This window comes from Pseudomonas sp. TWP3-1, assembly GCF_049896625.1.
GTDB lineage: Bacteria > Pseudomonadota > Gammaproteobacteria > Pseudomonadales > Pseudomonadaceae > Aquipseudomonas.
This window is the reverse complement of record NZ_JAFCUQ010000004.1, coordinates 328,839-352,683: the sequence shown is the minus strand read 5'-3', so window position 1 is coordinate 352,683 and position 23,845 is coordinate 328,839. Positions and strand designations below refer to the sequence as shown.

General features: G+C 59.8%; 18 protein-coding genes. 10 read left to right on the top strand and 8 right to left on the bottom strand.

The window, feature by feature from the left end; all coding sequences use genetic code 11:
* Positions 1–5: 5 nt before the first annotated feature.
* The 4 genes from ACP7BN_RS08700 (at position 6) to ACP7BN_RS08685 (ending at position 8,921) form a co-directional block, all read left to right on the top strand.
* Positions 6–1,334, top strand: a complete 1,329-nt coding sequence (locus ACP7BN_RS08700) for a deoxyguanosinetriphosphate triphosphohydrolase (protein ID WP_420651173.1) — start codon at positions 6–8, stop codon at positions 1,332–1,334.
* A gap of 313 nt (positions 1,335–1,647) precedes the next feature.
* Complete coding sequence (locus tag ACP7BN_RS08695) at positions 1,648–2,274, top strand: response regulator (RefSeq protein WP_426203239.1); 627 nt, start codon at positions 1,648–1,650, stop codon at positions 2,272–2,274.
* Between the two features lie 8 nt (positions 2,275–2,282).
* Positions 2,283–5,927, top strand: a complete 3,645-nt coding sequence (locus ACP7BN_RS08690) for a transporter substrate-binding domain-containing protein (RefSeq protein ID WP_426203237.1) — start codon at positions 2,283–2,285, stop codon at positions 5,925–5,927.
* 48 nt (positions 5,928–5,975) lie between these two features.
* A complete protein-coding gene (locus ACP7BN_RS08685; protein ID WP_426203235.1) occupies positions 5,976–8,921 on the top strand; it encodes an HD domain-containing phosphohydrolase in 2,946 nt (981 codons plus the stop codon).
* On the opposite strand, the gene ACP7BN_RS08680 is transcribed toward ACP7BN_RS08685, so the two are convergent.
* Both ACP7BN_RS08680 and ACP7BN_RS08675 read right to left on the bottom strand, forming a co-directional pair.
* A complete protein-coding gene (locus ACP7BN_RS08680) occupies positions 8,922–9,404 on the bottom strand; it encodes a GAF domain-containing protein (protein WP_420646670.1) in 483 nt (160 codons plus the stop codon).
* Entirely contained in the window at positions 9,401–10,291 is an 891-nt protein-coding gene (locus ACP7BN_RS08675; protein WP_420646669.1) for an ATP-binding protein, read from the bottom strand. Before ACP7BN_RS08675 ends, ACP7BN_RS08680 begins: the two co-directional genes overlap by 4 nt.
* A 165-nt stretch (positions 10,292–10,456) precedes the next feature.
* On the opposite strand from ACP7BN_RS08675, the gene ACP7BN_RS08670 reads away from it, so the two are divergent.
* Positions 10,457–12,778 carry a response regulator gene (locus tag ACP7BN_RS08670; RefSeq protein WP_426203230.1) on the top strand — a complete coding sequence of 774 codons (2,322 nt, stop codon included), beginning with the start codon at positions 10,457–10,459 and terminating at the stop codon, positions 12,776–12,778.
* On the opposite strand, the gene ACP7BN_RS08665 is transcribed toward ACP7BN_RS08670, so the two are convergent.
* From ACP7BN_RS08665 to msrB, 3 genes are all read right to left on the bottom strand, one after another.
* The gene (locus tag ACP7BN_RS08665; RefSeq protein ID WP_426203228.1) at positions 12,762–13,223 is read right to left on the bottom strand and encodes a MarR family winged helix-turn-helix transcriptional regulator; all 462 of its coding nucleotides are present in this window, start codon (positions 13,221–13,223) and stop codon (positions 12,762–12,764) included. The genes ACP7BN_RS08670 and ACP7BN_RS08665 overlap by 17 nt on opposite strands.
* Positions 13,220–13,705 carry a glutathione peroxidase gene (locus tag ACP7BN_RS08660; RefSeq protein ID WP_426203225.1) on the bottom strand — a complete coding sequence of 162 codons (486 nt, stop codon included), beginning with the start codon at positions 13,703–13,705 and terminating at the stop codon, positions 13,220–13,222. The genes ACP7BN_RS08665 and ACP7BN_RS08660 overlap by 4 nt, the downstream gene beginning before the upstream one ends.
* 101 nt (positions 13,706–13,806) lie before the next feature.
* Positions 13,807–14,202 carry a peptide-methionine (R)-S-oxide reductase MsrB gene (gene msrB / locus ACP7BN_RS08655; RefSeq protein ID WP_426203222.1) on the bottom strand — a complete coding sequence of 132 codons (396 nt, stop codon included), beginning with the start codon at positions 14,200–14,202 and terminating at the stop codon, positions 13,807–13,809.
* 224 nt (positions 14,203–14,426) lie between these two features.
* On the opposite strand from msrB, the gene ACP7BN_RS08650 reads away from it, so the two are divergent.
* Positions 14,427–15,638, top strand: coding sequence for a pyridoxal phosphate-dependent aminotransferase (locus ACP7BN_RS08650; protein ID WP_420646664.1), 1,212 nt, complete (start codon positions 14,427–14,429; stop codon positions 15,636–15,638).
* Between the two features lie 304 nt (positions 15,639–15,942).
* Positions 15,943–16,830 (top strand): protease HtpX, encoded by an 888-nt coding sequence (gene htpX, locus ACP7BN_RS08645; RefSeq protein ID WP_420646663.1) that lies wholly within the window; start codon positions 15,943–15,945, stop codon positions 16,828–16,830.
* A 55-nt stretch (positions 16,831–16,885) separates the two neighbouring features.
* On the opposite strand, the gene ACP7BN_RS08640 is transcribed toward htpX, so the two are convergent.
* Complete coding sequence (locus ACP7BN_RS08640) at positions 16,886–17,542, bottom strand: thiopurine S-methyltransferase (RefSeq protein ID WP_426203217.1); 657 nt, start codon at positions 17,540–17,542, stop codon at positions 16,886–16,888.
* Between the two features lie 102 nt (positions 17,543–17,644).
* On the opposite strand from ACP7BN_RS08640, the gene ACP7BN_RS08635 reads away from it, so the two are divergent.
* Complete coding sequence (locus ACP7BN_RS08635; protein ID WP_426203215.1) at positions 17,645–18,412, top strand: DODA-type extradiol aromatic ring-opening family dioxygenase; 768 nt, start codon at positions 17,645–17,647, stop codon at positions 18,410–18,412.
* A 76-nt stretch (positions 18,413–18,488) separates the two neighbouring features.
* On the opposite strand, the gene ACP7BN_RS08630 is transcribed toward ACP7BN_RS08635, so the two are convergent.
* Positions 18,489–20,162: a DEAD/DEAH box helicase gene (locus ACP7BN_RS08630; protein WP_420646660.1), complete on the bottom strand. Its 1,674-nt coding sequence runs from the start codon at positions 20,160–20,162 to the stop codon at positions 18,489–18,491.
* Between the two features lie 421 nt (positions 20,163–20,583).
* On the opposite strand from ACP7BN_RS08630, the gene ACP7BN_RS08625 reads away from it, so the two are divergent.
* A complete protein-coding gene (locus tag ACP7BN_RS08625; RefSeq protein WP_420646659.1) occupies positions 20,584–21,375 on the top strand; it encodes a crotonase/enoyl-CoA hydratase family protein in 792 nt (263 codons plus the stop codon).
* A 109-nt stretch (positions 21,376–21,484) separates the two neighbouring features.
* Here the strand turns inward: ACP7BN_RS08625 and ACP7BN_RS08620 are convergent, their stop codons facing one another.
* Positions 21,485–22,240, bottom strand: a complete 756-nt coding sequence (locus tag ACP7BN_RS08620; RefSeq protein ID WP_420646658.1) for a spermidine synthase — start codon at positions 22,238–22,240, stop codon at positions 21,485–21,487.
* A 152-nt stretch (positions 22,241–22,392) separates the two neighbouring features.
* Here ACP7BN_RS08620 and ACP7BN_RS08615 point away from each other — a divergent pair, with 152 nt between their 5' ends.
* Positions 22,393–23,739: a class II 3-deoxy-7-phosphoheptulonate synthase gene (locus ACP7BN_RS08615; protein ID WP_210700414.1), complete on the top strand. Its 1,347-nt coding sequence runs from the start codon at positions 22,393–22,395 to the stop codon at positions 23,737–23,739.
* The last annotated feature ends 106 nt before the right edge of the window (positions 23,740–23,845 follow it).

The window sequence follows — 23,845 nt, the reverse complement described above, 5'->3', positions numbered from 1 at the left end:
CAGCCTTGGATTGGCAGACCCTGCTCAACCGCGAACGCCTCGGAAAACCGCTGCACAGCCCGCAAGAACTCGGCCGCAGCCCCTTCCACAAAGACCATGACCGGATCATTTTCTCCGGCGCCTTTCGCCGTCTGGGGCGCAAGACCCAAGTGCATCCGGTGTCGAGCAACGACCACATCCACACACGCCTGACCCATTCGCTGGAAGTCAGCTGTGTCGGCCGCTCGCTGGGCATGCGTGTCGGCGAAACCTTGCGCAGCGCCCTGCCCGACTGGTGTGACCCGAGCGACCTGGGCATGGTCGTGCAATCGGCCTGCCTGGCGCACGACATCGGCAACCCGCCATTCGGCCACTCCGGCGAAGATGCGATTCGTCACTGGTTTCAGCAAGCGGCCGGACGCGGCTGGCTCGATGCGATGAGCGAGGCCGAACGCGGCGACTTTCTCAATTTCGAAGGCAACGCCCAAGGCTTTCGCGTGCTCACCCAGCTCGAGTATCACCAGTTCGACGGTGGCACCAGGCTGACCTACGCGACTCTCGGCACTTACCTCAAGTACCCGTGGACTGCGCGCCACGCCGACGCCCTCGGCTACAAGAAACACAAGTTCGGTTGCTATCAGAGCGAGTTGCCGTTGCTCGAACAGATCGCCCACAAGCTCGGCCTGCCGCAGATCGAAGACCAGCGTTGGGCGCGCCATCCGTTGGTGTACCTGATGGAAGCGGCGGATGACATCTGCTATGCGCTGATCGATCTGGAAGACGGCGTCGAAATGGAGCTGCTCGAGTATTCCGAAGTCGAAGCCTTGCTGCTCGGCCTGGTCGGCGACGATCTGCCGGAAACCTATCGCCTGCTCGGGCCGGAGGATTCGCGCCGGCGCAAACTGGCGATCCTGCGTGGCAAGGCCATCGAACACCTGACCAACGCCGCCGCCCGGGCATTCGTCGAGCAGCAGGACGCCTTGCTCGCGGGTACCTTGTCCGGCGACCTGGTTGAGCATATGCATGGCCCGGCCAAACGTTGCGTGTTGAACGCCAAGGACATCGCCCGCCGGAAAATCTTCCAGGACAAACGCAAGACTCTGCATGAGATCGGCGCCTACACCACGCTGGAAATCTTGCTCAATGCGTTCTGTGGCGCGGCCCTGGAACAACACAATGGGCGAACGCCTTCGTTCAAGAGTCGCAGGATCCTCGACCTGCTCGGCAACAATGCGCCAGACCCGCAAGGTCCGTTACACGCTTCGTTCTTGCGCATGATCGATTTCATCGCGGGCATGACCGACAGCTACGCCAGTGATATGGCGCTGGAGATGACTGGACGCTCCAGCCATTGAAACACTGCCCGGGCCGCCAGTGATTGACCGGCCCAAGCATAATAAAACCTCAAATAACAACTGAAGATTAGTCTCCAGCTGTTATTTGAGATTAAACAAACAGACTTTCAGCAATACACGCAGCCCCCATCGAAATATCACAACTGCCGAAGCCACTTCTCTACCTACGTCATACCTAGTTCGCGCGTAGTCACATTCCTCATTACTTGTAGGATTAATCCTAGATTGCCGCTGAAGGCCTGTCAGTCCATGCGACCACTCGTCCATCTGAGCTAAGGTGCGCCCTTTATTTGCGCTCGTATGGGATTTGATTATGAACTCCGTTTTTATTGTCGACGATCACCCGGTCATTCGCCTCGCGGTTCGAATGTTACTGGAACATGAAGGTTATAAAGTCGTCGGAGAAACCGATAACGGGGTCGATGCCATGCAGATGGTTCGCGAATGCTTGCCCGACCTGATCATTCTCGATATCAGCATTCCCAAGCTGGACGGCCTGGAAGTCCTCGCCCGCTTCAACGCCATGAGCTCGCCATTCAAGACTCTGGTACTCACCGCGCAGTGCCCGACCTTGTTCGGTATTCGCTGCATGCAATCCGGGGCGTCGGGTTATGTGTGCAAACAGGAAGACTTGAGTGAACTGGTCAGCGCGATAAAAGCCGTACTGTCCGGTTATAACTACTTCCCGAGTCAAGCCTTGAACCCTGTTCGCAATGATGATGTGCGTTATGCAGAACTGGAACTATTCAAATCCGTCAATGACCGCGAACTCATGGTCTTGCAACTATTCGCCCAGGGACGTACCAACAAGGAAATTGCCAAAGGCATGTTTCTGAGCAACAAGACCGTAAGCACTTATAAAAAACGTCTGATGCAGAAGCTCAAGGCCAGGTCCCTGGTAGAACTTATCGAAATGGCCAAACGTAACGCACTTGTGTGAGAGCCAACATGCCCCGCGGTTTAAAGAATTTCCTGATTGCACTTGGCGCTGGTTTTTGTTTCAGCACTTTTGCGACCGCCACGCCCAATAGTGCGCAAGAGCTCACTTTGCTCAGTCGCTCAATGAAGGGATCAATACCGCTCTTGCTTGACCCCTCGCAACAGGAATGGCTGCGCACGCGCAACGAGTTGATTCTGGGCACGTCAGCTCCAGACTACCCACCGTTCGACATGACCGCCGGTGGCAACGATTATGAAGGTTATACCGCGGACTATGCCGGCCTCGTTGGCCAGGCGACGGGGCTACCCATCAAGGTCAAACGCTTTGCCTCGCGCGATGCTGCAATTCGTGCATTGATCGATGGCAATATCGACATGCTCGGTACCGCCAACGGCTTCGAGGCCAGTAACGCGAATATCGTCCTGTCGCGACCCTACGCCATCGACCAGCCAGTACTGGTGACCCGGGAAGGCGAAACCCGCGCCCTGTCGGAGGGGTTGGCCGGCTTGCGCCTGAGCATGGTTTATCACTATCTCCCGCTGAACGAGGTCAGGACTTTATACCCCAAAGCCCTGATCACCTCCTGGCCGTCCTATCAGAACGCGATCAATGCGGTCGCCTTCGATCAGGCCGACGTGTTCCTCGGCGATACCATTTCCACTCACTACATGATCAACAAGGGTTACCTGAACAACGTGCGGATGGCCAACTTCGGCAAGCACGAGGCCCATGGGTTCAGCTTCGCAGTGCTGCGCAGCAACGTGCAACTGCTGGGCGTCATCAACGCAGCGCTCAAGGCTGTGTCGGGCAACGAACGGGAAAACATCGCCAAGCGCTGGAGCGCCGGCAGCGACATATTGCTCACCGATCAAAAACTGCAACTGACCACACGCGAAGAGCAATGGCTGAAAAAGAACCCGGTGGCCAGCGTAGTGGTCAACGAGGCGTTCGCGCCGCTGACGTTCTTCGACAGCGAGGACAACTTCCGCGGCATCAGCGCTGACTTGCTCGAATTGATCCGCCTGCGCACTGGGCTGCGCTTCGAAATCCGTCGCAGCCGCAGCGATGCAGAAATGATCAAACAGGTTGAAAGTCATCAGGCAGATTTGATTGCAGCCTTGCTGCCAACCGATCAGCGTGAGGAAACCCTGAATTTCAGTCGTCCCTACCTCGAGAATTCCTACGTGCTGTTGACCCGCAAATCGGCCGACAGTCCAACCCATCTGGGACAGCTCAAACGCAAGCGGCTGGCGATTGCCCAGGGCAACCCGATGATCGCGTACCTGCGCCGCGAGTTTCCGCGGATTCAGTTGATCGAAACACCTGACACCTTCAGCGCAGTGGCAATGCTTGACGAAGGCCAGGTCGAAGGCGCGGTCAATTCGTTGGTCATTGCCAACTATTTCATCGGCTCACGGATCTTTGAACATCCTTTGCAGATCACCACCACCATAGGCACGCGCCAAGCGGCTTTCTCGCTGGCGACCGCCAAGGACAGCACCGAGCTGGCTTCGATCATCGACAAGACTTTGATGAGCATCACGCCTGAAGAGCTGGGCATCATCAACGGTCGCTGGCGCGGTTATTCGAGCCTTTCGCAAGGCACCTGGCGCCATTACCAGCGCCTGTTTTATCAAGTGATCGGCACGGGCTGTCTGCTGTTGCTGCTGTCACTGCTGTGGAATGCCTACATGCGCCGCCAGATCAATCAGCGCAAGGCCGCCGAGCGGGCGCTGAACGACCAGCTGGAGTTCATGGGTTCGCTGGTCAATGGCACGCCGCACCCGATCTACGTGCGTGACCGCCAGGGTTTGCTGCAAAGTTGCAACGACAGCTATCTCCAGGCGTTCAATGCCCGCCGCGAAGACGTGATCGGCAAAAGCGTGATGCAGGGCGCAATGAACAACGCTTTCGAAGCCAGGGTTTATCAGGCGGACTATCAGCGGGTGGTGGCCGAAGGCAAGGCGCTGGTGCTCGACCGGCCACTGCATATCGGCAATCGCCGGCTGACGATCTATCACTGGATCCTGCCGTATCGCGACTCCAGCGGCGAAGTGCAAGGGATCATCGGTGGCTGGATCGATATCAGTGAACGCCGCGAACTACTGGACGAGCTACGTAGCGCGAAAGAGCGCGCGGACGATGCCAATCGGGCCAAAAGTACCTTCCTGGCCACCATGAGTCATGAAATCCGCACCCCGATGAATGCCGTGATCGGCATGCTTGAGCTGACACTCAAGCGTATGGATCAGGAGCATCCGGACCGCTCCAGCATTGAAACCGCCTACCACTCGGCCAAAGACCTGCTGGGCCTGATCGGCGATATTCTGGATATTGCGCGGATCGAATCCGGGCGCCTGAGCCTGAGCCCGGAGCGGATCAATCTGATCGACACCATTGGCTCGGTGATCAGAATTTTCGAAGGTCTGGCCCGACAAAAAAGGCTCACCCTGCTTCTGAGCGTCTCGCCGGCGGAGTTGAACGTTGACGTCTGCCTCGACCCGTTGCGCTTCAAGCAGGTACTGTCGAACCTGATCAGCAATGCCATCAAGTTCACCGAAAGCGGGCATGTGCGGGTCACGCTGGATCTTCTGGCCAGTGATTCCCCGAGTTGCTCTCTGGTGCAGTTGACCGTCCAGGACAGCGGCGTTGGTATCAGCGCCGAAGACCAGCGCCAACTGTTCCAGCCTTTTACCCAGGCGCACAATCCCGGACTGAAAACCGGAGGCGGCGCGGGCCTTGGCCTGGTCATCAGCCGCAACCTGTGCGAAATGATGGGCGGCAAACTGCAGCTGAGCAGTCAGCCCGGAATCGGCACGCAAGTAAGCGTTTCCCTGCCCCTGAACATTCTGCCCGCCGAGGTCAAATCAGCAACCAGCCAACCTGAAATCCAGCCTGCCGCTGCGCCCCTGAGCGTGCTCGTGGTCGACGATCATCCGGCCAATCGCCTGTTGATGTGCCAGCAACTGGAGTTTCTCGGGCATCACTTCTGCATCGCCGAAGAAGGCGGCAGCGGGCTGGAAAAATGGAAGAACGGCTCGTTCGACCTGGTCATCGCAGACTGCAACATGCCGGTCATGAACGGCTACGAGCTGACCCGCGCGATTCGCCGACATGAACAGCACACTCGACGCCCGCCGTGCACCGTGCTGGGCTTTACCGCCAACGCTCAACCCGAGGAGATTGTGCGTTGCAAGCAGGCCGGCATGAACGATTGCCTGTTCAAGCCGCTGAGCCTGAGTGTCCTGAGCGAGTGGGTCAACAGCATCCAGCCGCTGTTTCAGACCCCGGCATTCAATGTGCAGGGCCTCAACCTGCTGACGGGCGGCAACCCACTCCAGGCGCGGCGCTTGCTGGCCGAGTTGCTCAACAGCAGCCGGATCGATCGGCAAGACCTGCTGGCACTGTCCGCCGAGCATGATCGTCAGGCGCTTGCGGCGATTGCCCACAAAATCAAGGGCGCCGCGCGCATTGCTCAGGCGACGCGCCTGATCGACAGTTGCGATGCACTCGAAGAAGCCTGCCTGCAAGCAATGCCGCTGGAAGAAATCGAACGGCGCTGCAAAGCAAGCAGCCTGGCTATCCTCGAACTCGAGCGGGCACTCGAACAACAACTTGTGCTGAGTGAGCAAAGCGAAATGAGCCCGGGTTAACTATGCTTGGGCGCTGAGCAGTGTGTTTAACATCACGGAGCGACCGCAATGCCCAGCCCACTGCGCCCGGATCAACGCCGGTTTCCTCTGCACGTACACATCAGCGTCATGTTCACCTTTCTGCTGCTGCTCACCGGAATCGTGCTCGGGCTGTTCAATTACCGGCAGACCACGCAGATCATCCTGTCGAGCAGCGAAAAGCTGTTCAACCGCATCGAGCAGGATGTGCGCGTTGACTTGCAGACCACTTACGCACCAATCCGCCATCTGCTGAGCCTGCTGGCGGATAACCCGGCCACCGAGGCGTCCGGTCTCGAACAACGGCTGGCGTTGCTCAAACCCTTTGCCCGCTCACTCACCGACAACCCGGATCTGGCGTCGCTCTACCTCGGTTATGCCAACGGTGATTTTTTCATGGTGCGGCCCTTGCGCAGCGCAGCACTGAAAACCTTGCTCAAGGCGCCAGAAACCGCGGCGTATCAGGTGTGGAGCATCGAGCATGACGCCACCGGCGAATCGCGTTCTCAATCCTTGTTCTTTGATCAACTGCTGGTGCCGCTGGGCCGCCAGGACAATCCTGACGACGCCTATGATCCGCGCAGTCGCGCCTGGTACAGCAACGCGCGGCAACAAACCGAGCAGATCACCACCGAACCCTACGTGTTTTTTTCCACGCACAACGTCGGCACCACCCTCGCCCGCCGCAGTGGCGACCATGCCGTCATCGGCGCCGATCTGACCCTTGATACCCTTTCCGCAACCCTGACCAAACACGTGGTGACGCCAGCGACGGAGATCGTCCTGTTCGATGCCGACGGCAACGCCGTGGCCTACCCCGATAGCAGCCGACTGATCGTCGATGATCGCACTGCGCGCCTGGCCAAAGCTGCCGACCTGAGTCCGAGCCTGCATGCACTGCTGACTGGTGAACATACCGGCAACCGCCTGGAAGCCGAGGGTCGGCAATGGATCGTCGCCCGCAGCAGCCTGCAGGAAGGCGGGCCGCAAGGTCTGCAGATGGCGTTGCTGGTGCCCGAAGACGAATTGCTGGTCGACGCTTACCGCATGCGCTGGCAAGGCGCGCTGATCACCCTCGCGACCTTGCTCCTGTGCCTGCCACTCGGTTGGCTGATTTCGCGCATTCTGGTCAAACCACTGCACGCACTGGTCAAGGAAGCCGATGCGATCCGCAGTTTCGATTTCAATTTTCCCGTGACCCGCCGCTCCCCGGTGCTGGAGGTCGATCAGTTGAGCGTGTCGATGGCGCGCATGAAGGAGACACTCTCGAGCTTCTTCCGCATCACCGACAGCCTGACCGCCGAAACCCGCTTCGCCCCGCTGCTGCAACGGGTGCTGTTCGAAACGGTGCAGATTGCTCAGGCCCAGGCCGGCCTGATCTACCTGCGCGAGAGCGACGGCAATCGCATGGAGCCTTCCGGATTGGTGATCGACGGGACTTCGCAAGCGCTGGCGTCGTTCGATATCCAAGGCCAGAGTCTCGACGCCGCGCAGAGTCCGGCATGGTTTGAGCAACTGACGAACGCCGACAATGTGGTGAGCAACCTCGGCTTCGAACAGGCCGCCGATTTGCAAAAAGTCCTGCTGGCCATGGCTGCGCCGCGTGTGCACCTGATCGGCATCCGTCTACGCAATCGCCACAATGAAACCGTTGGCCTGCTGATTCTGTTGATCAATGACAGCGGCGCTCAGGCCGATCTGGAGAAGCTGCGTCCTGACCGCATCGCCTTCCTGCAAGCGGTGTCCGGCGCGGCGGCGGTGAGTATCGAAAGCCAGCGCCTGCAAGCCAGACAGAAACAACTGCTGGATGCGTTCATTCAATTGTTGGCCGGGGCGATCGACGCCAAAAGTCCTTATACCGGCGGGCACTGTCAGCGCGTACCGGAACTGACGCTGATGCTCGCGCATGCCGCCGCTGCCAGTCAGAAAACCCAATTTCGTGACTACCAACCCAGCGAGGATGAGTGGGAAGCCCTGCACATCGCTGCGTGGCTGCACGACTGCGGCAAGGTCACCACACCGGAATACGTGGTGGATAAAGCCACCAAACTGGAAACCATCAACGATCGTATCCATGAAATCCGCACCCGCTTCGAAGTGCTTAAACGCGATGCCTGGATCAGTTACTGGCAGGCATTGGCCCTTGGCGGCGATGAAACGCAGCTGGCCAAATTACGCGACGAACTTCTCGCCGGTCTGGACGATGACTTCGCCTTCGTCGCGCGCTGCAATCTGGGCAGCGAAGCCATGGCGGAAGCCGATCTGCAACGCCTCGCACAAATCGCTCAGCGCACCTGGAGCCGCACGCTGGACGACCGCCTGGGCGTGTCCTGGGAAGAGAACCGGCGTCAGGCGCAAACACCGCCACCGATCTTGCCGGTCAGCGAATCGTTGTTGGCGGACAAGCCCGAACATCTGCTCGAACGCGCCGACAGCGAACTGATTCCGGCGGACAATCCGTGGGGTTTCAAACTCGACGTGCCGCGTTATAAATACAACCGCGGCGAGCTGTACAACCTGAGCATTACCCGCGGCACGCTGACGCGCGAGGAGCGTTACATCATCAACCATCACATGGTGCAGACGATCCTGATGCTCAGCCACCTGCCCTTCCCCGGCCACCTGGACAGCGTCGCGGAGATCGCCGGCGGTCACCATGAAAAAATGGACGGCAGCGGTTATCCGAAACGTCTCAAGCGCGAAGAGATGAGCCTGCCGGCGCGGATGATGGCGATTGCCGACATCTTCGAAGCGCTGACCGCCGCCGACCGCCCCTACAAGAAGGCCAAGACTCTCAGCGAGGCGCTGGGAATCATGGCCACCATGTGCCGCGAGGCGCATATCGATGCCGAACTGTTCGGGCTGTTCATCAGCGACGGCGTGTACCTGCAATACGCCCTGCGTTTTCTCGATCCAAAGCAGATCGATGCAGTCGACCCCGACGCCGTGTTGCTCAAGGCCGGGATCAAGCCTTGATCAGCAGTCGGTCAGACGCAGAAAGATCGCCGCCAGTTGCTCGATACCGGCCTGATCAGCAGCACCGAATCGGGCAATTTTCGGACTATCGAGATCAAGCACGCCGATCAGGCGACCATCCTTGACCAACGGCACGACCAATTCACTGTTCGACGCACTGTCGCACGCGATATGGCCGGGGAACGCGTGAACGTCTTCCACTCGCTGCGTCTGCAAACTCGCGGCCGCTGCGCCGCATACACCCCGACCGAACGGAATGCGCACGCAAGCGATCTGGCCCTGAAACGGGCCGAGCACCAGCTCTTCGTTGCGGTTGAGGTAGAACCCGGCCCAGTTCAGATCATCGAGCTGGTTAAACAGGAACGCTGAAAACTGCGCCGCGTTGGCGATAAAATCGCGCTCGTCCGCCAGCAGCGACTCCAGTTGCGCGGCCAACATGCCATAACCTTCCAGGCCCTGGCCGCTCTGTTGCAAATCAATCATGCCTTGTGCTCCAGCAATTTCAGTCCCACCCAATATCGGGCGAATTGGTACGCGCAGCGTCCGTTGCGATTGCCGCGGCCAGTGGCCCAGCGCACGGCGAGGATGTCCAGCGCTTCGTCGCGCTGCCAGCTCAGATTGGCCTTGGCCGCCAACTGGCCGATCCAGTGTTCAACGACGTTGAGGAAATGTTCTTGGGTAAACGGATAAAACGACAGCCACAGGCCGAAGCGATCCGACAGCGCGATCTTGTCTTCCACCGCTTCACTCGGATGCAGTTCGCCGTCGACGCGCTTCCAGTTTTCGTTGTCGCTTTCTTTCTCCGGCACCAGATGGCGACGGTTGGAGGTGGCGTACAGCAGCACATTGTCCGGCGCCTGTTCCAGCGAGCCATCGAGCACGCTTTTGAGTACGCGGTAATCGCCTTCGCCAGACTCGAACGACAAGTCGTCGCAAAACAACACGAAACGTTGCGGCAGCTTGCCGATCTGCTCGACCACGCGCGGCAAGTCTGCCAGGTGGTCGCGCTCGATCTCGATCAAACGCAGGCCGGCGCTGGCGTGTTCAGCCAGCAGCGCGCGCACCAGCGAGGATTTTCCGGTGCCGCGCGAACCCCAGAGCAAAGCGTGGTTGGCCGGCATGCCATCGAGGAACTGCCGGGTGTTGCGCCCCAGTTGCTCCAGCTGCCGATCCACGCCGATCAGGTCGGACAGCCGCATGTCGAGGCTGACGTCCAGCGGCAGCAAATAGCCCGTGCGGCCGTCACGCTGCCAGCGGGCGGCGAGGCAGGTGTTCCAGTCGATGACCGGGCGTGTTGCCGGCAACAACGGTTCGATACGTGCCAGAACCGACTCGGCGCGCTCAAGAAAAGCATTCAATCGGGAATCCACGTCTTCTCCTCGGGCTCGTTCACAGTGATGATGGCGATGCGGCGATGATGTACAGCGTTCGACACCGGCCCGACCCTTGTTACAAGGCGATTCGGGAACCCCGTTATCCGTACGTGATCGACTATGCTTGAGCAGCGAAGGGAAACGGAAGTGGTTCAACACCCCATGGATATCAAATTCACCCACCGGCTGTCATACAAACAGGCCCGGCTTACCGTGCTGGTCGGGTTCATTCTGGGCACGCTGCTCAGCCTGCTGCAAATCGGTATCGATTATGCCAGCGAAGACGCCTCCATCAACCGGGAAATCCTCTCGTTGCTGGAAATCAGCCATAACCCGGCATCGCGCATCGCCTACAACATCGACGCTGAACTGGCGCAAGAGCTGACACTGGGCCTGCTGCGCTCGCCCGCAATCATCTCCGCGCAGTTGACCGACAACAACCAGACGGTGCTGGCCAGCGTCAAACGCCCGGAGCTGCAAAGCGGTTACCGGATGATCAGCGACTTTCTGTTTGGTGCCAAACGCCAGTTCGAGGACCGCCTGTACCTCGATCACTTACCCAACGAATCCCTCGGCATCCTCAGCCTTGAAGTCGACACTTACGCGTTTGGCAGCCGCTTCCTGCGCCGGGCCGAGATCACTCTGCTCAACGGCTTCGCCCGCAGCCTGATCCTCACCGGGATACTGCTGGCGTTGTTCTACGTGATGCTGACCAAACCGTTCGTACGGGTGATCCGCGAACTCAGCAGTCGCGATCCGCGCAGCGCCGAACCGACCACACTGGAATGCCCGGCCGGGCACGCCAATGACGAAATCGGCGTACTGGTCAAAGTCGCCAATCAACAGTTTGAAAACATCGCCACGGAAATCCAGCAACGGCGCAACGCCGAAAATCGCCTGACCGAATACCTCGCGCGACTGGAAGACATCGTCTCGGCGCGCACCGCTGAACTCAAAGCGATCAACGCCCGGCTCAGCCAATCCAATCAGGAACTGGAAGTCGCGCGCAGCACTGCGCTGGACATGGCCGAAGCGCGCTCGGCATTTCTCGCCAACATGAGCCATGAAATCCGCACGCCGCTGAATGGCTTGCTGGGAATGATTGCGCTGTCGCTCGACGGCCCGCTCAACGCCGAACAGCAACAGCAACTGTCGATTGCCCACGACTCGGGCAAGGTCCTGGTGGAGTTGCTCAACGATATTCTCGACCTGTCGAAATTCGACGCCGGGCAACTGGAGCTTGAGCACATCCCGTTCGACCTCGGTTCGCTGATCGAAGACACCGCCAACCTGCTGTCGCAGAACGCCGCTCCTAGCGTCGAGCTGACTTGCCTGATCGATCCGCATTTTCCGGCGCTGGTACTCGGCGACCCCACGCGGGTGCGGCAGATCGTCAGCAACCTGCTGTCCAACGCGCTGAAATTCACCCGCTTCGGCCGGGTCGACGTGCGCTTGTCGACCTGCAAGGACGGCGTGCGCATTGAGGTCTGCGATACCGGCATCGGTATTGCGCAGGACGCGCAGGTGAAGATCTTCCAGCCATTCACCCAGGCCGGCGCCGGCATCACTCGTCAGTACGGCGGCACCGGGTTGGGTCTGGCGCTGACCTACAACCTGTGCGAAGCGATGCAGGGGCGCCTGACCATCAGCTCCGAGGCCGGGTTCGGCAGTCAGTTCTGCGCTGAGCTGCCGCTGCCCTGCCACACCCGCGCGGTAACGCCCCCGCCATTGAACGGCAAAATCCTCGCTATCACAGGCACCAGCAGCGGTCTGGCAGAAATGTTGAAAACCCAGCTGCCGGTCTGGGGGCTGAGTTATGAACAACGCACGATTGATGACTCGCTACTGGGCCTGGCGCCGGATGTGCTGATCACCGATTGCCCGGAATGCCTGTTCGGCCTGCGCCCGACGCTGACTGCGCCGATTCTGCTGGTGACGGCCTACGGCAGCTTTCTGCCCAGCGAAGAGGCCGCTGCACTGGCGCCGTTGCAGCAGCAGGCACGGCCGCTGGCGCGCAATGCGCTGTATCAGAATCTGCGCCGCACCCTGCAACCGGACATCGCCACGATCGACGACACGCGCCTGATAGCGCCGCCATCGCGACGACGCGGGCGCGTGCTATTGGTCGAAGACAATCCGGTCAACCAGTTGGTGGCCAAAGGCATGCTCGGCAAACTCGGTTGTGAGGTGGTGGTGGCCGCGCACGGCGCTGAAGCGCTGGATCAGCTGGAACATGACGAATTCGATCTGGTGCTGATGGACTGCAACATGCCGGTGATGGATGGCTACGAGGCGAGCCGGCAGATCCGCCAGAGCGGCCGCTGGCCAGCCTTGCCGATTGTCGCCCTGACCGCTAATGCGATGTCCGAAGAACGCGAACGCTGCCGCCAGGCGGGCATGAGCGACTACCTGGCCAAGCCGTTTCGCCGCGAAGAACTGGCCGCGCTGCTGGATCAGTGGATTCCCGCTACGCCAGCGCTTTGATCTGCCCCAACAGGTGATCGAGGCCGTTGCGCAAATCGTTGAGCTGATCCAGATCGACCCCGCTGTCACACAGCAAACGGGCCTTGATCGGCCCGACTTGCTCACGCAATGCCTGACCATCGGGCGTGAGGCTCAGATGCACCTCGCGCTCATCCCGCGCCGAACGCTGGCGCTGCACCAGTTGCAACTGCTCCAGGCGCTTGAGCAGCGGCGTCAGCGTTCCGGAGTCCAGTGCCAGACGTTCGCCCAGCGCCTTCACCGTCGGTTGCTCCGGCGCCGCGACCTGCCATTCCCACAACACCAGCATTGCCAGGTATTGCGGGTAGGTCAGGCCGAGCTGATCGAGCATCGGCTTGTAGGCGCGGATCACCGCGCGCGATGCGGCATACAGCTTGAAACACAGCTGGTTATCGAGCTGCAGCGAATCAACCGACAGCTTGCTCATTTGAGCAGGGCTTCGATCTCGCTGCTCAGATCCTGCGGCTTGGTGGTCGGGGCGAACCGCTTGACCAACTTGCCGTCCTTGCCGATGAGGAACTTGGTGAAGTTCCACTTGATGCCCTGTGAGCCGAGCAGACCGGGTGCGCGTTTCTTCAACTGCACGAACAGCGGATGCGCGTCGGAGCCATTGACGTCGATCTTCTTGAACAGCGGAAAGCTCACGCCGTAGTTGATCTCGCAGAACTCGCTGATCGCGCCCTCATTGCCCGGCTCCTGCTTGCCGAACTGATTGCACGGAAAGCCCAGGACCACCAGCCCTTGGTCCTTGTAGGTCTGCCACAACTCTTCAAGACCTTTGTATTGCGGGGTAAACCCGCACTTGCTCGCGGTGTTGACCACCAGCACCGCCTTGCCGGCGAAATCGGCGAGGGTCTTCTGCTCACCCTTGATGGTGGTGCACGGGATGCTCAGCAGGTTATCGCTCATGGTGCGCACTCGAAATAGTTGAGAAGCGCTAAAAGTAGCGAGCAATTGAATTGTGTGCAATTTAATTATCCGAAAGGCGACCCGTGGATCGCCCGGACACCCTATTCGCGCGGCACCAGATCCAGGCATACCGAGTTAATGCAGTAGCGCAGGCCAGTCGGCGCCGGGCCGTCGGGGAATACGTGACCCAGATGCGCATCGCAGCGCGCGCACTTCACTTCGGTGCGGATCATGCCGTGGGTGGTATCACGGATTTCGCTCATCGCATTGTCGCCGATCGGCGCGTAGAAGCTCGGCCAGCCGCAGCCCGAATCAAACTTGGTCTTCGAATCGAACAGCGGCTCATTGCAGCAGATGCAGTGGTAGACGCCGTCGGTCTTGGTGTCGTTGTATTTGCCGGAAAACGGTCGCTCGGTCGCACTCAGACGGCAGACGTTGTACTGCTCCGGATCGAGCATGGCTTTCCATTCTTCCAGGGTTTTCTGCAACTTTTCCATCATCACACCTCAGCGGCTGAAAAAGCCCGATCTGTACCTTTTCCACGGATCGGGTGGCACGTATGATTGCGCCTCGTCATACGCCAGTCTGGCAGCGGGATCCTGCGCATTCAAACGGATTCTGGTAACCGCCACTCAAGACACTTGCCTGTGTGAAGACGCAGCAATCCCAGCACGGTAGTCCATCCGCCGCCTGGATCGTTCATTTTCGGGATCACATCGCCATGCAGTTCAGCAAATCGAACAAGCTCGCCAACGTCTGCTACGACATTCGCGGCCCGGTGCTCAAGCACGCCAAACGTCTGGAAGAGGAAGGCCATCGCATCCTCAAGCTGAACATCGGCAACCCGGCGCCTTTTGGTTTCGAAGCGCCGGACGAAATTCTTCAGGATGTGATCCGCAACCTGCCGACCGCCCAAGGCTACAGCGACTCCAAAGGCCTGTTCAGCGCGCGCAAGGCCGTGATGCAGTATTACCAGCAGAAGCAGGTTGAAGGCGTCGGCATCGAAGACATCTACCTCGGCAACGGTGTGTCCGAGCTGATCGTGATGTCGTTGCAGGCACTGCTCAACAACGGTGACGAAGTGCTGGTGCCGGCGCCGGACTACCCGCTGTGGACCGCTGCGGTGAGCCTGGCTGGCGGCAACGCGGTGCATTACCTGTGCGACGAGGGTGCCGCCTGGTTCCCGGATCTGGCCGACATGAAAGCCAAGATCACCCCGAACACCAAAGCCATGGTGATCATCAACCCGAATAACCCGACCGGCGCGGTGTATTCGAAAGAAGTATTGCTGGGCATGCTCGAACTGGCACGCCAGCACAATCTGGTGGTGTTCTCCGACGAGATCTACGACAAGATTCTCTACGACGACGCCGTGCACATCTGCACCGCTTCACTGGCGCCAGACTTGCTGTGCCTGACTTTCAACGGTCTGTCGAAGTCGTATCGCGTGGCGGGCTTCCGCTCCGGCTGGATCGCGATTTCCGGTCCCAAGCACAACGCCCAGAGCTACATCGAAGGCATCGACATGCTGGCTAATATGCGCCTGTGCGCCAACGTGCCGAGCCAGCATGCGATCCAGACCGCCCTCGGCGGCTACCAGAGCATCAACGATCTGGTGTTGCCGCAAGGTCGTCTGCTGGAGCAGCGCAACCGCACATGGGAGTTGCTCAACGACATTCCCGGCGTCAGCTGCGTCAAGCCGATGGGCGCTTTGTACGCGTTCCCGCGCATCGATCCGAAAGTCTGCCCGATCTTCAACGACGAGAAATTTGTCCTCGACCTGCTGCTGTCCGAGAAGCTGCTGGTGGTCCAGGGCACAGCGTTCAACTGGCCGTGGCCGGATCACTTCCGCGTCGTGACCCTGCCACGCGTTGATGACCTCGACATGGCCATCGGACGCATCGGCAACTTCCTCAAGTCCTACCGCCAGTAACTGGCCATCAGTGCGCAACGGCCCCGGACGTTGCGCACTGTCTGATTCAGCAACACTTCTGCGCCCCCCATTCCTATACGCCTTCTACACTTGCGCTGCGTCTGCACTGCATGCGTCTGACGTAATGCCGACGGGGATTGCCTGTGCGTCGTCCATGTCGCTATTGCTCGTGGGAAATGCCTGCGGAGCACGGAATTCGCTGTAGGACACAGTTTGAAATAGTCACCCGGTTGAATAGCCCGGTGCCGCACCTTATATACCCCGCAGTACGCTACATCTTTAGCTCGAGGAGATTTCTACAACCATGATGCGCATCCTGCTGTTTTTGGCCACTAACCTGGCGGTCGTGCTGATAGCCAGCATCACCCTGAGCCTGTTCGGCTTCAACGGGTTCATGGCGGCCAACGGGGTTGATCTCAACCTCAGTCAGCTGCTGGTTTTCTGTGCGGTCTTTGGTTTCGCCGGTTCACTGATTTCGCTGTTCATCTCCAAGTGGATGGCGAAGATGAGCACCAGCACCCAGATCATTACTCAGCCGCGCACGCGGCATGAGCAATGGCTGCTGCAAACCGTCGAGCAACTGTCCCGCGAAGCCGGGATCAAGATGCCCGAAGTGGGTATTTTCCCGGCCTACGAAGCAAACGCCTTCGCCACTGGCTGGAACAAGAACGACGCACTGGTCGCGGTCAGCCAGGGTCTGCTGGAGCGTTTCTCGCCAGATGAGGTGAAAGCGGTTCTGGCCCACGAAATCGGTCACGTGGCCAACGGTGACATGGTCACCCTGGCGCTGATCCAGGGCGTGGTGAACACCTTTGTGATGTTCTTCGCACGGATCATCGGCAACTTCGTCGACAAGGTGATCTTCAAGAACGAAGGCGGCCAGGGCATTGCCTACTACGTGGCGACCATTTTCGCCGAACTGGTATTGGGTATCCTGGCCAGCTCGATCGTGATGTGGTTCTCGCGCAAACGCGAGTTCCGCGCGGACGAAGCCGGTGCCCGCCTGGCTGGCACCAGCGCGATGATTGGTGCGTTGCAACGCCTGCGCGCCGAACAGGGCCTGCCGGTGCATATGCCTGACACCCTGAACGCCTTCGGCATCAACGGTGGCATCAAACAGGGCTTCGCCCGCATGTTCATGAGCCACCCGCCGCTGGAAGAGCGTATTGACGCCCTGCGTCGTCGCGGCTAAGTGAACAGGCAGTAACAAGAAGGCCCGCAGCGATGCGGGCCTTTTTGTTGGTCGCTTACTTGCTGCCGATCCGATACACCCGCTCCGCCAGTCGCGTCGCCCCGGCCTGAAGGAATTTGTCGCTCTCGGCGAGTACGTCCTGCTCTTCCACAACTTCAACCGGCCATGCACCGGCAAACAAGCGCCGCACCTCGGCATCATCCACCGAAAACGGCGGCCCCGGGATTTGCGTTTGATCGTAATCCAGCGTCACCAGCAGTCCTCGGCATGCCGCTGGCAGGATCGCGTGCAGATGCGCCACATAGCGCTCACGCATCGGTGCCGGCAGGGCAATGATCGCGGCTCGGTCGTACAACGCCGAGCAACCGGCAACGTCGTCAGCCGTCAGCGCAAAGAAATCCCCGCACCGCAGTTCGATGGCACCGGCGCGATAAACCTTGAACGCACCCTCCTCGCTGATTTCCGGCTCTAACTGTTGCTCGCGAAAGAAATCCTCGACGGCTTTTTGCGTCAGCTCAACGCCGAGAACCTGATGCCCGCGCCCGGCCAGCCACAGCAAATCCAGACTTTTCCCACACAACGGCACCAACACGCGCGCCTGCGCCGGGATATCCAGCTCTGGCCAGTGCCGCGCCAGATACGGGTTCACCTCAGGCTGGTGAAAGCCGATCTGATTCGCTTCCCACTTCTTGTGCCAAAACTCCGGTTGCATGCATACCCCCAAAAATTCGATCAAAAGGCGTTAAAACTTATATTAGATTCAGATCAATCATCTGACTGAAGATGGGTCATCTTAACGCTCAGGAACCCTTCCATGTTTCCCAGCCTGTTTATCTCTCACGGTTCACCGATGCTCGCGCTGGAACCCGGGGCCAGCGGCCCGGCTCTGGCGCAACTGGCGGCCGAACTGCCCAGACCGCAAGCCATCGTTATCGTTTCCGCTCACTGGGAAAGCCACGAGCTGCTGGTCAGCAGCCATGCGCAGCCGGAAACCTGGCATGACTTCGGCGGTTTCCCCCGCGCCCTGTTCGAAGTGCAGTATCCGGCGCCGGGTAATCCGCAACTGGCCGCGCAAGTCGCCGAGCTGCTGACCGCCAACAACCTGCCGGCGCGCCTCGACCCGCGACGGCCATTCGACCATGGCGTGTGGGTGCCGCTGTCGCTGATGTACCCGCAAGCGGACATCCCGGTGGTGCAGGTTTCGCTGCCGACTCGTGGTGGCCCGGCGCTACAGACGCGCGTCGGCCAGGCACTCGGCAGCTTGCGCGCTCAGGGCTATCTGCTGATCGGTTCCGGTAGCATCACCCACAATCTGCGTGAACTGGACTGGCACGCCGGTCCGGAAAGCGTCGAGCCATGGGCGCGCGACTTCCGTGACTGGATGATAGAGAAACTCGCAGCCAATGATGAAGCGGCGCTGCACGACTATCGCCAGCAGGCACCGAATGCCGCGCGCAGCCATCCAAGCGACGAACACCTGCTGCCGCTGTACTTTGCCCGGGGTTCGGGTGGCGAGTTCAGTGTCGCGCACCAAGGCTTCACCATGGGCGCGTTGGGTATGGATATCTATCGCTTCGGCTAAGCCTGAATCGCAGGCAAAAAAAATCCCCGAACCAGTCGGGGATTTTTTATGTTCGATCAATCAGCCCAAGGGCGGATCAATCTTCGCGGTAGCGACGCAGCTTCAGCTGCTTACCGGCAACGCGAGTGTCCTTCAGCTTGGCCAGGAGTTTCTCCAGACCATCTTCCGGCAGCTCGACGAGGCTGAAGCTGTCACGCACCTGGATGCGACCGATCGCTTCACGGGCCAGACCGCCTTCGTTGAGGATGGCGCCCAGCAGGTTTTTCGCAGCGATACCGTCACGCGCACCCAGCGCAGTACGGCAACGAGCACGGCCTTCGCCCAAAGGCATTGGCGCACGACGCTCGCGCTCACCACGATCAGGACGATCACCGGTACGCTCAGGACGGTCGCCACGCGGTGCGTTGTTCGGCACCAGTGGACGTTCCTTCTCGATCGCAGCCAGAGTCAGCGCCTGGCCATTGGTGGCCTTGCGCAGCAGAGCAGCGGCCAGTGCACGCGGGGTGCAACCGATGTCGGCGGTCAGGCGATCAAGCAGATCACCGTGAGTCGCTTCGGCATCAGCCACCAGCGGCGACAGGCTGTTGGTCAGTTTCTTGATGCGCGCATCGAGAACGGCCTGAGCGTCCGGCAGACGGACTTCAGCAACTTTCTGGCCAGTTACACGCTCGATCACTTGCAGCATGCGGCGCTCACGCGGAGTCACCAGCAACAGTGCACGACCTTCGCGACCAGCACGGCCGGTACGGCCGATACGGTGCACGTAGGACTCTGGATCGTACGGCATGTCAACGTTGAACACGTGAGTGATACGCGGAACGTCGAGACCACGAGCAGCTACGTCGGTCGCTACAACGATGTCCAGACGGCCATCTTTCAGCGAGTCGATGACGCGCTCACGCTGGTTCTGGGCGATGTCACCGTTCAGCGCAGCGGCTTTGTAGCCTTTGGCGTCAAGGGCGCTTGCCAGATCCAGGGTCGCTTGCTTGGTGCGTACGAACATGATCAGTGCGTCGAAATCTTCCACTTCCAGCAAGCTGAGAACGGCCGAAGTCTTCTGGTCAGCGTGAACCAACAGGTGAGCCTGTTCGATCGCGGTAACGGTCTGGGTCTTGGTCTGGATCTTCACGTGTTGCGGATCGCGCAGATGGCGTTCGGCAATGGCGCGGATCGACTGCGGCAGGGTCGCCGAGAACAAAACGGTCTGACGGGTAGCTGGCAGAGCCTTGAAGATAACTTCCAGGTCGTCCATGAAACCGAGTTTGAGCATTTCGTCCGCTTCGTCGAGAACCAGGTGGTTCACGGTCGACAGGACTTTTTCGTCACGACGCAGGTGGTCGCACAGACGGCCCGGAGTGGCGACAACGATCTGTGCGCCATTACGGATTGCTTTCAGTTGTGGGCCCATAGGCGCGCCGCCGTAAACGGCCACAACGGTAACGCCCGGCATTTGCTTGGCGTAGGTTTCGAAAGCGGTTGCTACTTGCAGCGCCAACTCACGGGTTGGCGCCAGGATCAGGGCTTGCGGTTCGCGCTTTGCAGGATCGATGCAATGGAGAATTGGCAGTGCGAACGCGGCGGTTTTACCCGTACCGGTTTGCGCCTGACCGATCATGTCCTGGCCGGCCATGATGATCGGGATCGATTGCTGCTGAATAGCCGAAGGCTCTTCGTAGCCAGTCGCGATGACGGCTGCAAGAATGTTCGGATTAAGATTAAAAGCGGCGAATCCGCCGGTTTCCTGGGTCATGGGTCTGCCTCTAAGTGCATCCGCAAAGACCCATGCTCCAAAGCTGCGCATGCCGTGTAAGACTCAAGAGTCGCCCTGGCAGCTTTGTCGGCGGGGATTTGCGAAAACGAATGAAAGAAAAAAAGAAACGTCCTGGAAGAGCCCGCAGTGCGGACATGCAGCCGAAGCTGACTTCGGTAATTGCGCTACCTTGACGCGGCCCGGCTAAAGGCCGGCGCGCACTATACCGGAAATTACCGAAAAAGGGAGCTTTTTTTATCGCCTGAATCCGTCTGTCACCGCTGTGTCACGGGCTTTTGCGGATAATCGCGCAAAGGACTATTTTTCACAGGCCCGGCCCTGCTGGCGATGGCGCTTAAACGATTCACCGACGTGCGGCATGTGGTCGCTGCACTTTCCCTTCCCGCTCGAGGAAACTCCCATGAATCAGCCCTGTCCCGGCCGCGTCAGCCGTGAACGTCGTGGTCACGTCCATCTGATCGGGCTGGATCGAGCGGCCAAACGCAATGCCTTCGACCTCGACCTGCTGAACGAACTCAGCCTGGCTTATGGCGAGTTCGAGGCCGACAGCGAGGCGCGTGTAGCGGTGGTGTTCGCGCATGGCGAGCACTTCACCGCCGGGCTGGATCTGCTAAACGCCAGCGCCGCCCTCGCCGACGGCTGGCAAGTGCCGCCCGGCGGTTGCGATCCGTGGGGCGTGTTCGTCGGGCCACGGGTGAGCAAACCGGTGATCGTCGCGGCGCAGGGTTATTGCCTGACCATCGGTATCGAGTTGATGTTGGCCGCTGACATTAACCTGTGCGCGAGCAATACGCGCTTTGCGCAGATGGAAGTGCAGCGCGGGATCTTTCCGTTTGGTGGTGCGACATTGCGCTTTCACCAAGTTGCGGGTTGGGGCAATGCGATGCGCTGGTTGCTCACCGGTGATGAGTTCGATGCACATGATGCTTTAAGACTGGGGCTTGTGCAGGAGGTGATGGCCAGCGAAGACTTGCTGCCGCGCGCGATTGAACTGGCCGAACGGATTGCCCGACAGGCGCCGTTGGGAGTGCAGGCGACGCTGGAGTCAGCGCGGCAGGCGCGTTATGAAGGCGAGACGGCAGCCGCGCAAGGTTTGCCGCCGCTGGTGAAGAAGTTGCTCGCCAGTGAAGATGCCAAAGAAGGTGTGCGCTCGATGGTGGAGCGCCGACCCGGGGTTTTCAAAGGCATTTAAACACTCCCTGTAGGAGCTGCCGAAGGCTGCGATCTTTTGATCTTGTTTTTAAGGTCAAAGTCAAAAGATCGCAGCCTTCGGCAGCTCCTACAGGGGGGTATCGCCATATTCAGGTGGCGGGGCGAATCGCTTTGATCAACGACTGCAACGAGTAACCCAACTTGGGCGCCAGCGCTTCAGCTCGGGCGCTCAGTGCGTCCATGTCCAGTTCCTGATCGAGATCCGCCGGCACGATCAGAATCACGTTGCCCTCTTTCACCGGCAGTTCCCAGTAATGCCGGTGATAGAGCCCGCGCAGCAACGCCGCGCCTAGCGGCTTGCCGTCATCGGTGGCCCACTGATTGATCACCAGCCAGCCACCCGGATTCAGACGTTTCTGACAATCGCCGAGGAAATTCCACGCCAGATGCGCAGCGCCGGGGCCGACGTCGGTGTACAGGTCGACGAAGATCAGATCCGCAGGCTCGGCGGTCGGCAGCAGATCCAGCGCATCGCCAACGCGTATATAAAGCCGCGGGTCATCATCCAGCCCAAGGTATTCGATTGCCAGACGCGGCACATCCGGGCGCAACTCGATGGCTTCGACGTCTTCCAGCGGCAGAAACTTCAGGCAAGCCTGAGTCAGCGTTCCCGCCCCCAACCCCAGAAACAGCGCGCTCTCCGGATGTTCGTGGCACAGCGCGCCGATCAACATTGCACGGGTGTAGTCGTACTCCAGCCAGCTCGGGTCGGCGGTGAATACGCAGCTTTGCTCGATGGCATCGCCGAATTCCAGAAAACGGTAGTCGGCGACTTCCAGCACGCGAATCACGCCGAATTCATCCTGTACTTCGGCGAGCAACAGCTCGACGCGCTCCTCAGTCATTTCGTCTCCTGATGGTCACCGGGCGCGGTGACGCGATGGCGCACCGATGGCGCCGTGGCAAAGCGGCGATTGTCGGCGATGCGGCGCGAGCAGGTCACGCACTAATTGCTGCTAACATGGCCGTCCGTGCGTAGAACCTTTTAGAGAACATGATGAGCCAACCCTGGAGCCCTGACAGCTGGCGCGCCTTGCCGATCCAGCAACAACCCCAATACCCCGACGCCGCGCACCTGCGCCAGGTCGAGCAGACGCTGGCCAGCTATCCGCCGCTGGTGTTTGCCGGTGAAGCCCGGGAGTTGCGCCGTCAGTTTGCCGAAGTGACCCAAGGCCGCGCGTTCCTGTTGCAGGGCGGCGATTGCGCCGAGAGCTTCGCCGAGTTCTCCGCCGCGAAGATTCGCGACACTTTCAAAGTACTGCTGCAAATGGCTATCGTCATGACCTTCGCAGCCGGTTGCCCGGTGGTCAAAGTCGGGCGCATGGCCGGTCAGTTCGCCAAGCCGCGTTCGGCCAACGACGAGACCATCGACGGCGTGACCCTGCCGGCCTACCGTGGCGACATCGTCAACGGCATCGGCTTCGATGAAAAGAGCCGCGTGCCGGATCCGGAACGCCTGTTGCAGTCGTATCACCAGTCCACCGCCACTCTGAACCTGCTGCGCGCGTTCGCTCAGGGCGGGTTCGCCGATCTGCATCAGGTGCACAAGTGGAACCTCGACTTCATCGCCAACTCGGCGCTGGCCGAGAAATACAGCCACCTCGCCGACCGTATTGATGAAACCCTGGCGTTCATGCGCGCCTGCGGCATGGACAGCTCGCCGCAATTGCGCGAAACCAGTTTCTTCACCGCTCACGAAGCACTGCTGCTGAACTACGAAGAAGCCTTCGTGCGCCGCGACAGCCTGACCAACGATTACTACGATTGCTCGGCGCACATGCTGTGGATCGGCGACCGCACCCGTCAACTGGACGGCGCCCACGTCGAATTCCTGCGCGGGGTGAACAACCCGATCGGCGTCAAAGTCGGCCCGAGCATGAATCCGGACGATTTGATCCGTCTTATCGACGTGCTTAACCCGGACAACGACCCGGGCCGCTTGAACCTGATCGCGCGGATGGGCGCGAACAAGGTCGGCGATCATCTGCCAGCGTTGATCCGCGCCGTGCGCCGCGAAGGCAAGCAAGTGCTGTGGAGTTCCGATCCGATGCACGGCAACACGATCAAGGCCAGCAGCGGTTACAAGACCCGCGACTTCGCGCAGATCCTTGGCGAAGTGAAGCAATTCTTCCAGGTGCACGAAGCGGAAGGCACTTACGCCGGCGGCATTCATATCGAGATGACCGGGCAGAACGTGACCGAATGCATTGGCGGTGCGCGGCCAATTACTGAAGACGGCTTGTCGGATCGCTATCACACCCACTGTGATCCGCGGATGAATGCTGATCAGTCTCTGGAATTGGCGTTTTTGATTGCTGAAACCCTTAAACAGGTTCGACGCTGAGTTCCGAAATCTTCACTGATTGAACTGGCCTCATCGCGGGCAAGCCCGCTCCCACAGGATTGGTGTCGTACATTTATTTTGTGAACGACACGGACACTGTGGGAGC

Coding starts and splice junctions, on each gene's coding strand:
- ACP7BN_RS08695 (WP_426203239.1), top strand. CDS start 1,648: ATGAACTCCGTTTTTATTGTCGACGATCACCCGGTCATTCGCCTCGCG.
- ACP7BN_RS08690 (WP_426203237.1), top strand. CDS start 2,283: ATGCCCCGCGGTTTAAAGAATTTCCTGATTGCACTTGGCGCTGGTTTT.
- ACP7BN_RS08685 (WP_426203235.1), top strand. CDS start 5,976: ATGCCCAGCCCACTGCGCCCGGATCAACGCCGGTTTCCTCTGCACGTA.
- ACP7BN_RS08680 (WP_420646670.1), bottom strand. CDS start 9,404: ATGATTGATTTGCAACAGAGCGGCCAGGGCCTGGAAGGTTATGGCATG.
- ACP7BN_RS08670 (WP_426203230.1), top strand. CDS start 10,457: ATGGATATCAAATTCACCCACCGGCTGTCATACAAACAGGCCCGGCTT.
- ACP7BN_RS08665 (WP_426203228.1), bottom strand. CDS start 13,223: ATGAGCAAGCTGTCGGTTGATTCGCTGCAGCTCGATAACCAGCTGTGT.
- ACP7BN_RS08660 (WP_426203225.1), bottom strand. CDS start 13,705: ATGAGCGATAACCTGCTGAGCATCCCGTGCACCACCATCAAGGGTGAG.
- msrB (WP_426203222.1), bottom strand. CDS start 14,202: ATGGAAAAGTTGCAGAAAACCCTGGAAGAATGGAAAGCCATGCTCGAT.
- ACP7BN_RS08650 (WP_420646664.1), top strand. CDS start 14,427: ATGCAGTTCAGCAAATCGAACAAGCTCGCCAACGTCTGCTACGACATT.
- htpX (WP_420646663.1), top strand. CDS start 15,943: ATGATGCGCATCCTGCTGTTTTTGGCCACTAACCTGGCGGTCGTGCTG.
- ACP7BN_RS08640 (WP_426203217.1), bottom strand. CDS start 17,542: ATGCAACCGGAGTTTTGGCACAAGAAGTGGGAAGCGAATCAGATCGGC.
- ACP7BN_RS08635 (WP_426203215.1), top strand. CDS start 17,645: ATGTTTCCCAGCCTGTTTATCTCTCACGGTTCACCGATGCTCGCGCTG.
- ACP7BN_RS08630 (WP_420646660.1), bottom strand. CDS start 20,162: ATGACCCAGGAAACCGGCGGATTCGCCGCTTTTAATCTTAATCCGAAC.
- ACP7BN_RS08625 (WP_420646659.1), top strand. CDS start 20,584: ATGAATCAGCCCTGTCCCGGCCGCGTCAGCCGTGAACGTCGTGGTCAC.
- ACP7BN_RS08620 (WP_420646658.1), bottom strand. CDS start 22,240: ATGACTGAGGAGCGCGTCGAGCTGTTGCTCGCCGAAGTACAGGATGAA.
- ACP7BN_RS08615 (WP_210700414.1), top strand. CDS start 22,393: ATGAGCCAACCCTGGAGCCCTGACAGCTGGCGCGCCTTGCCGATCCAG.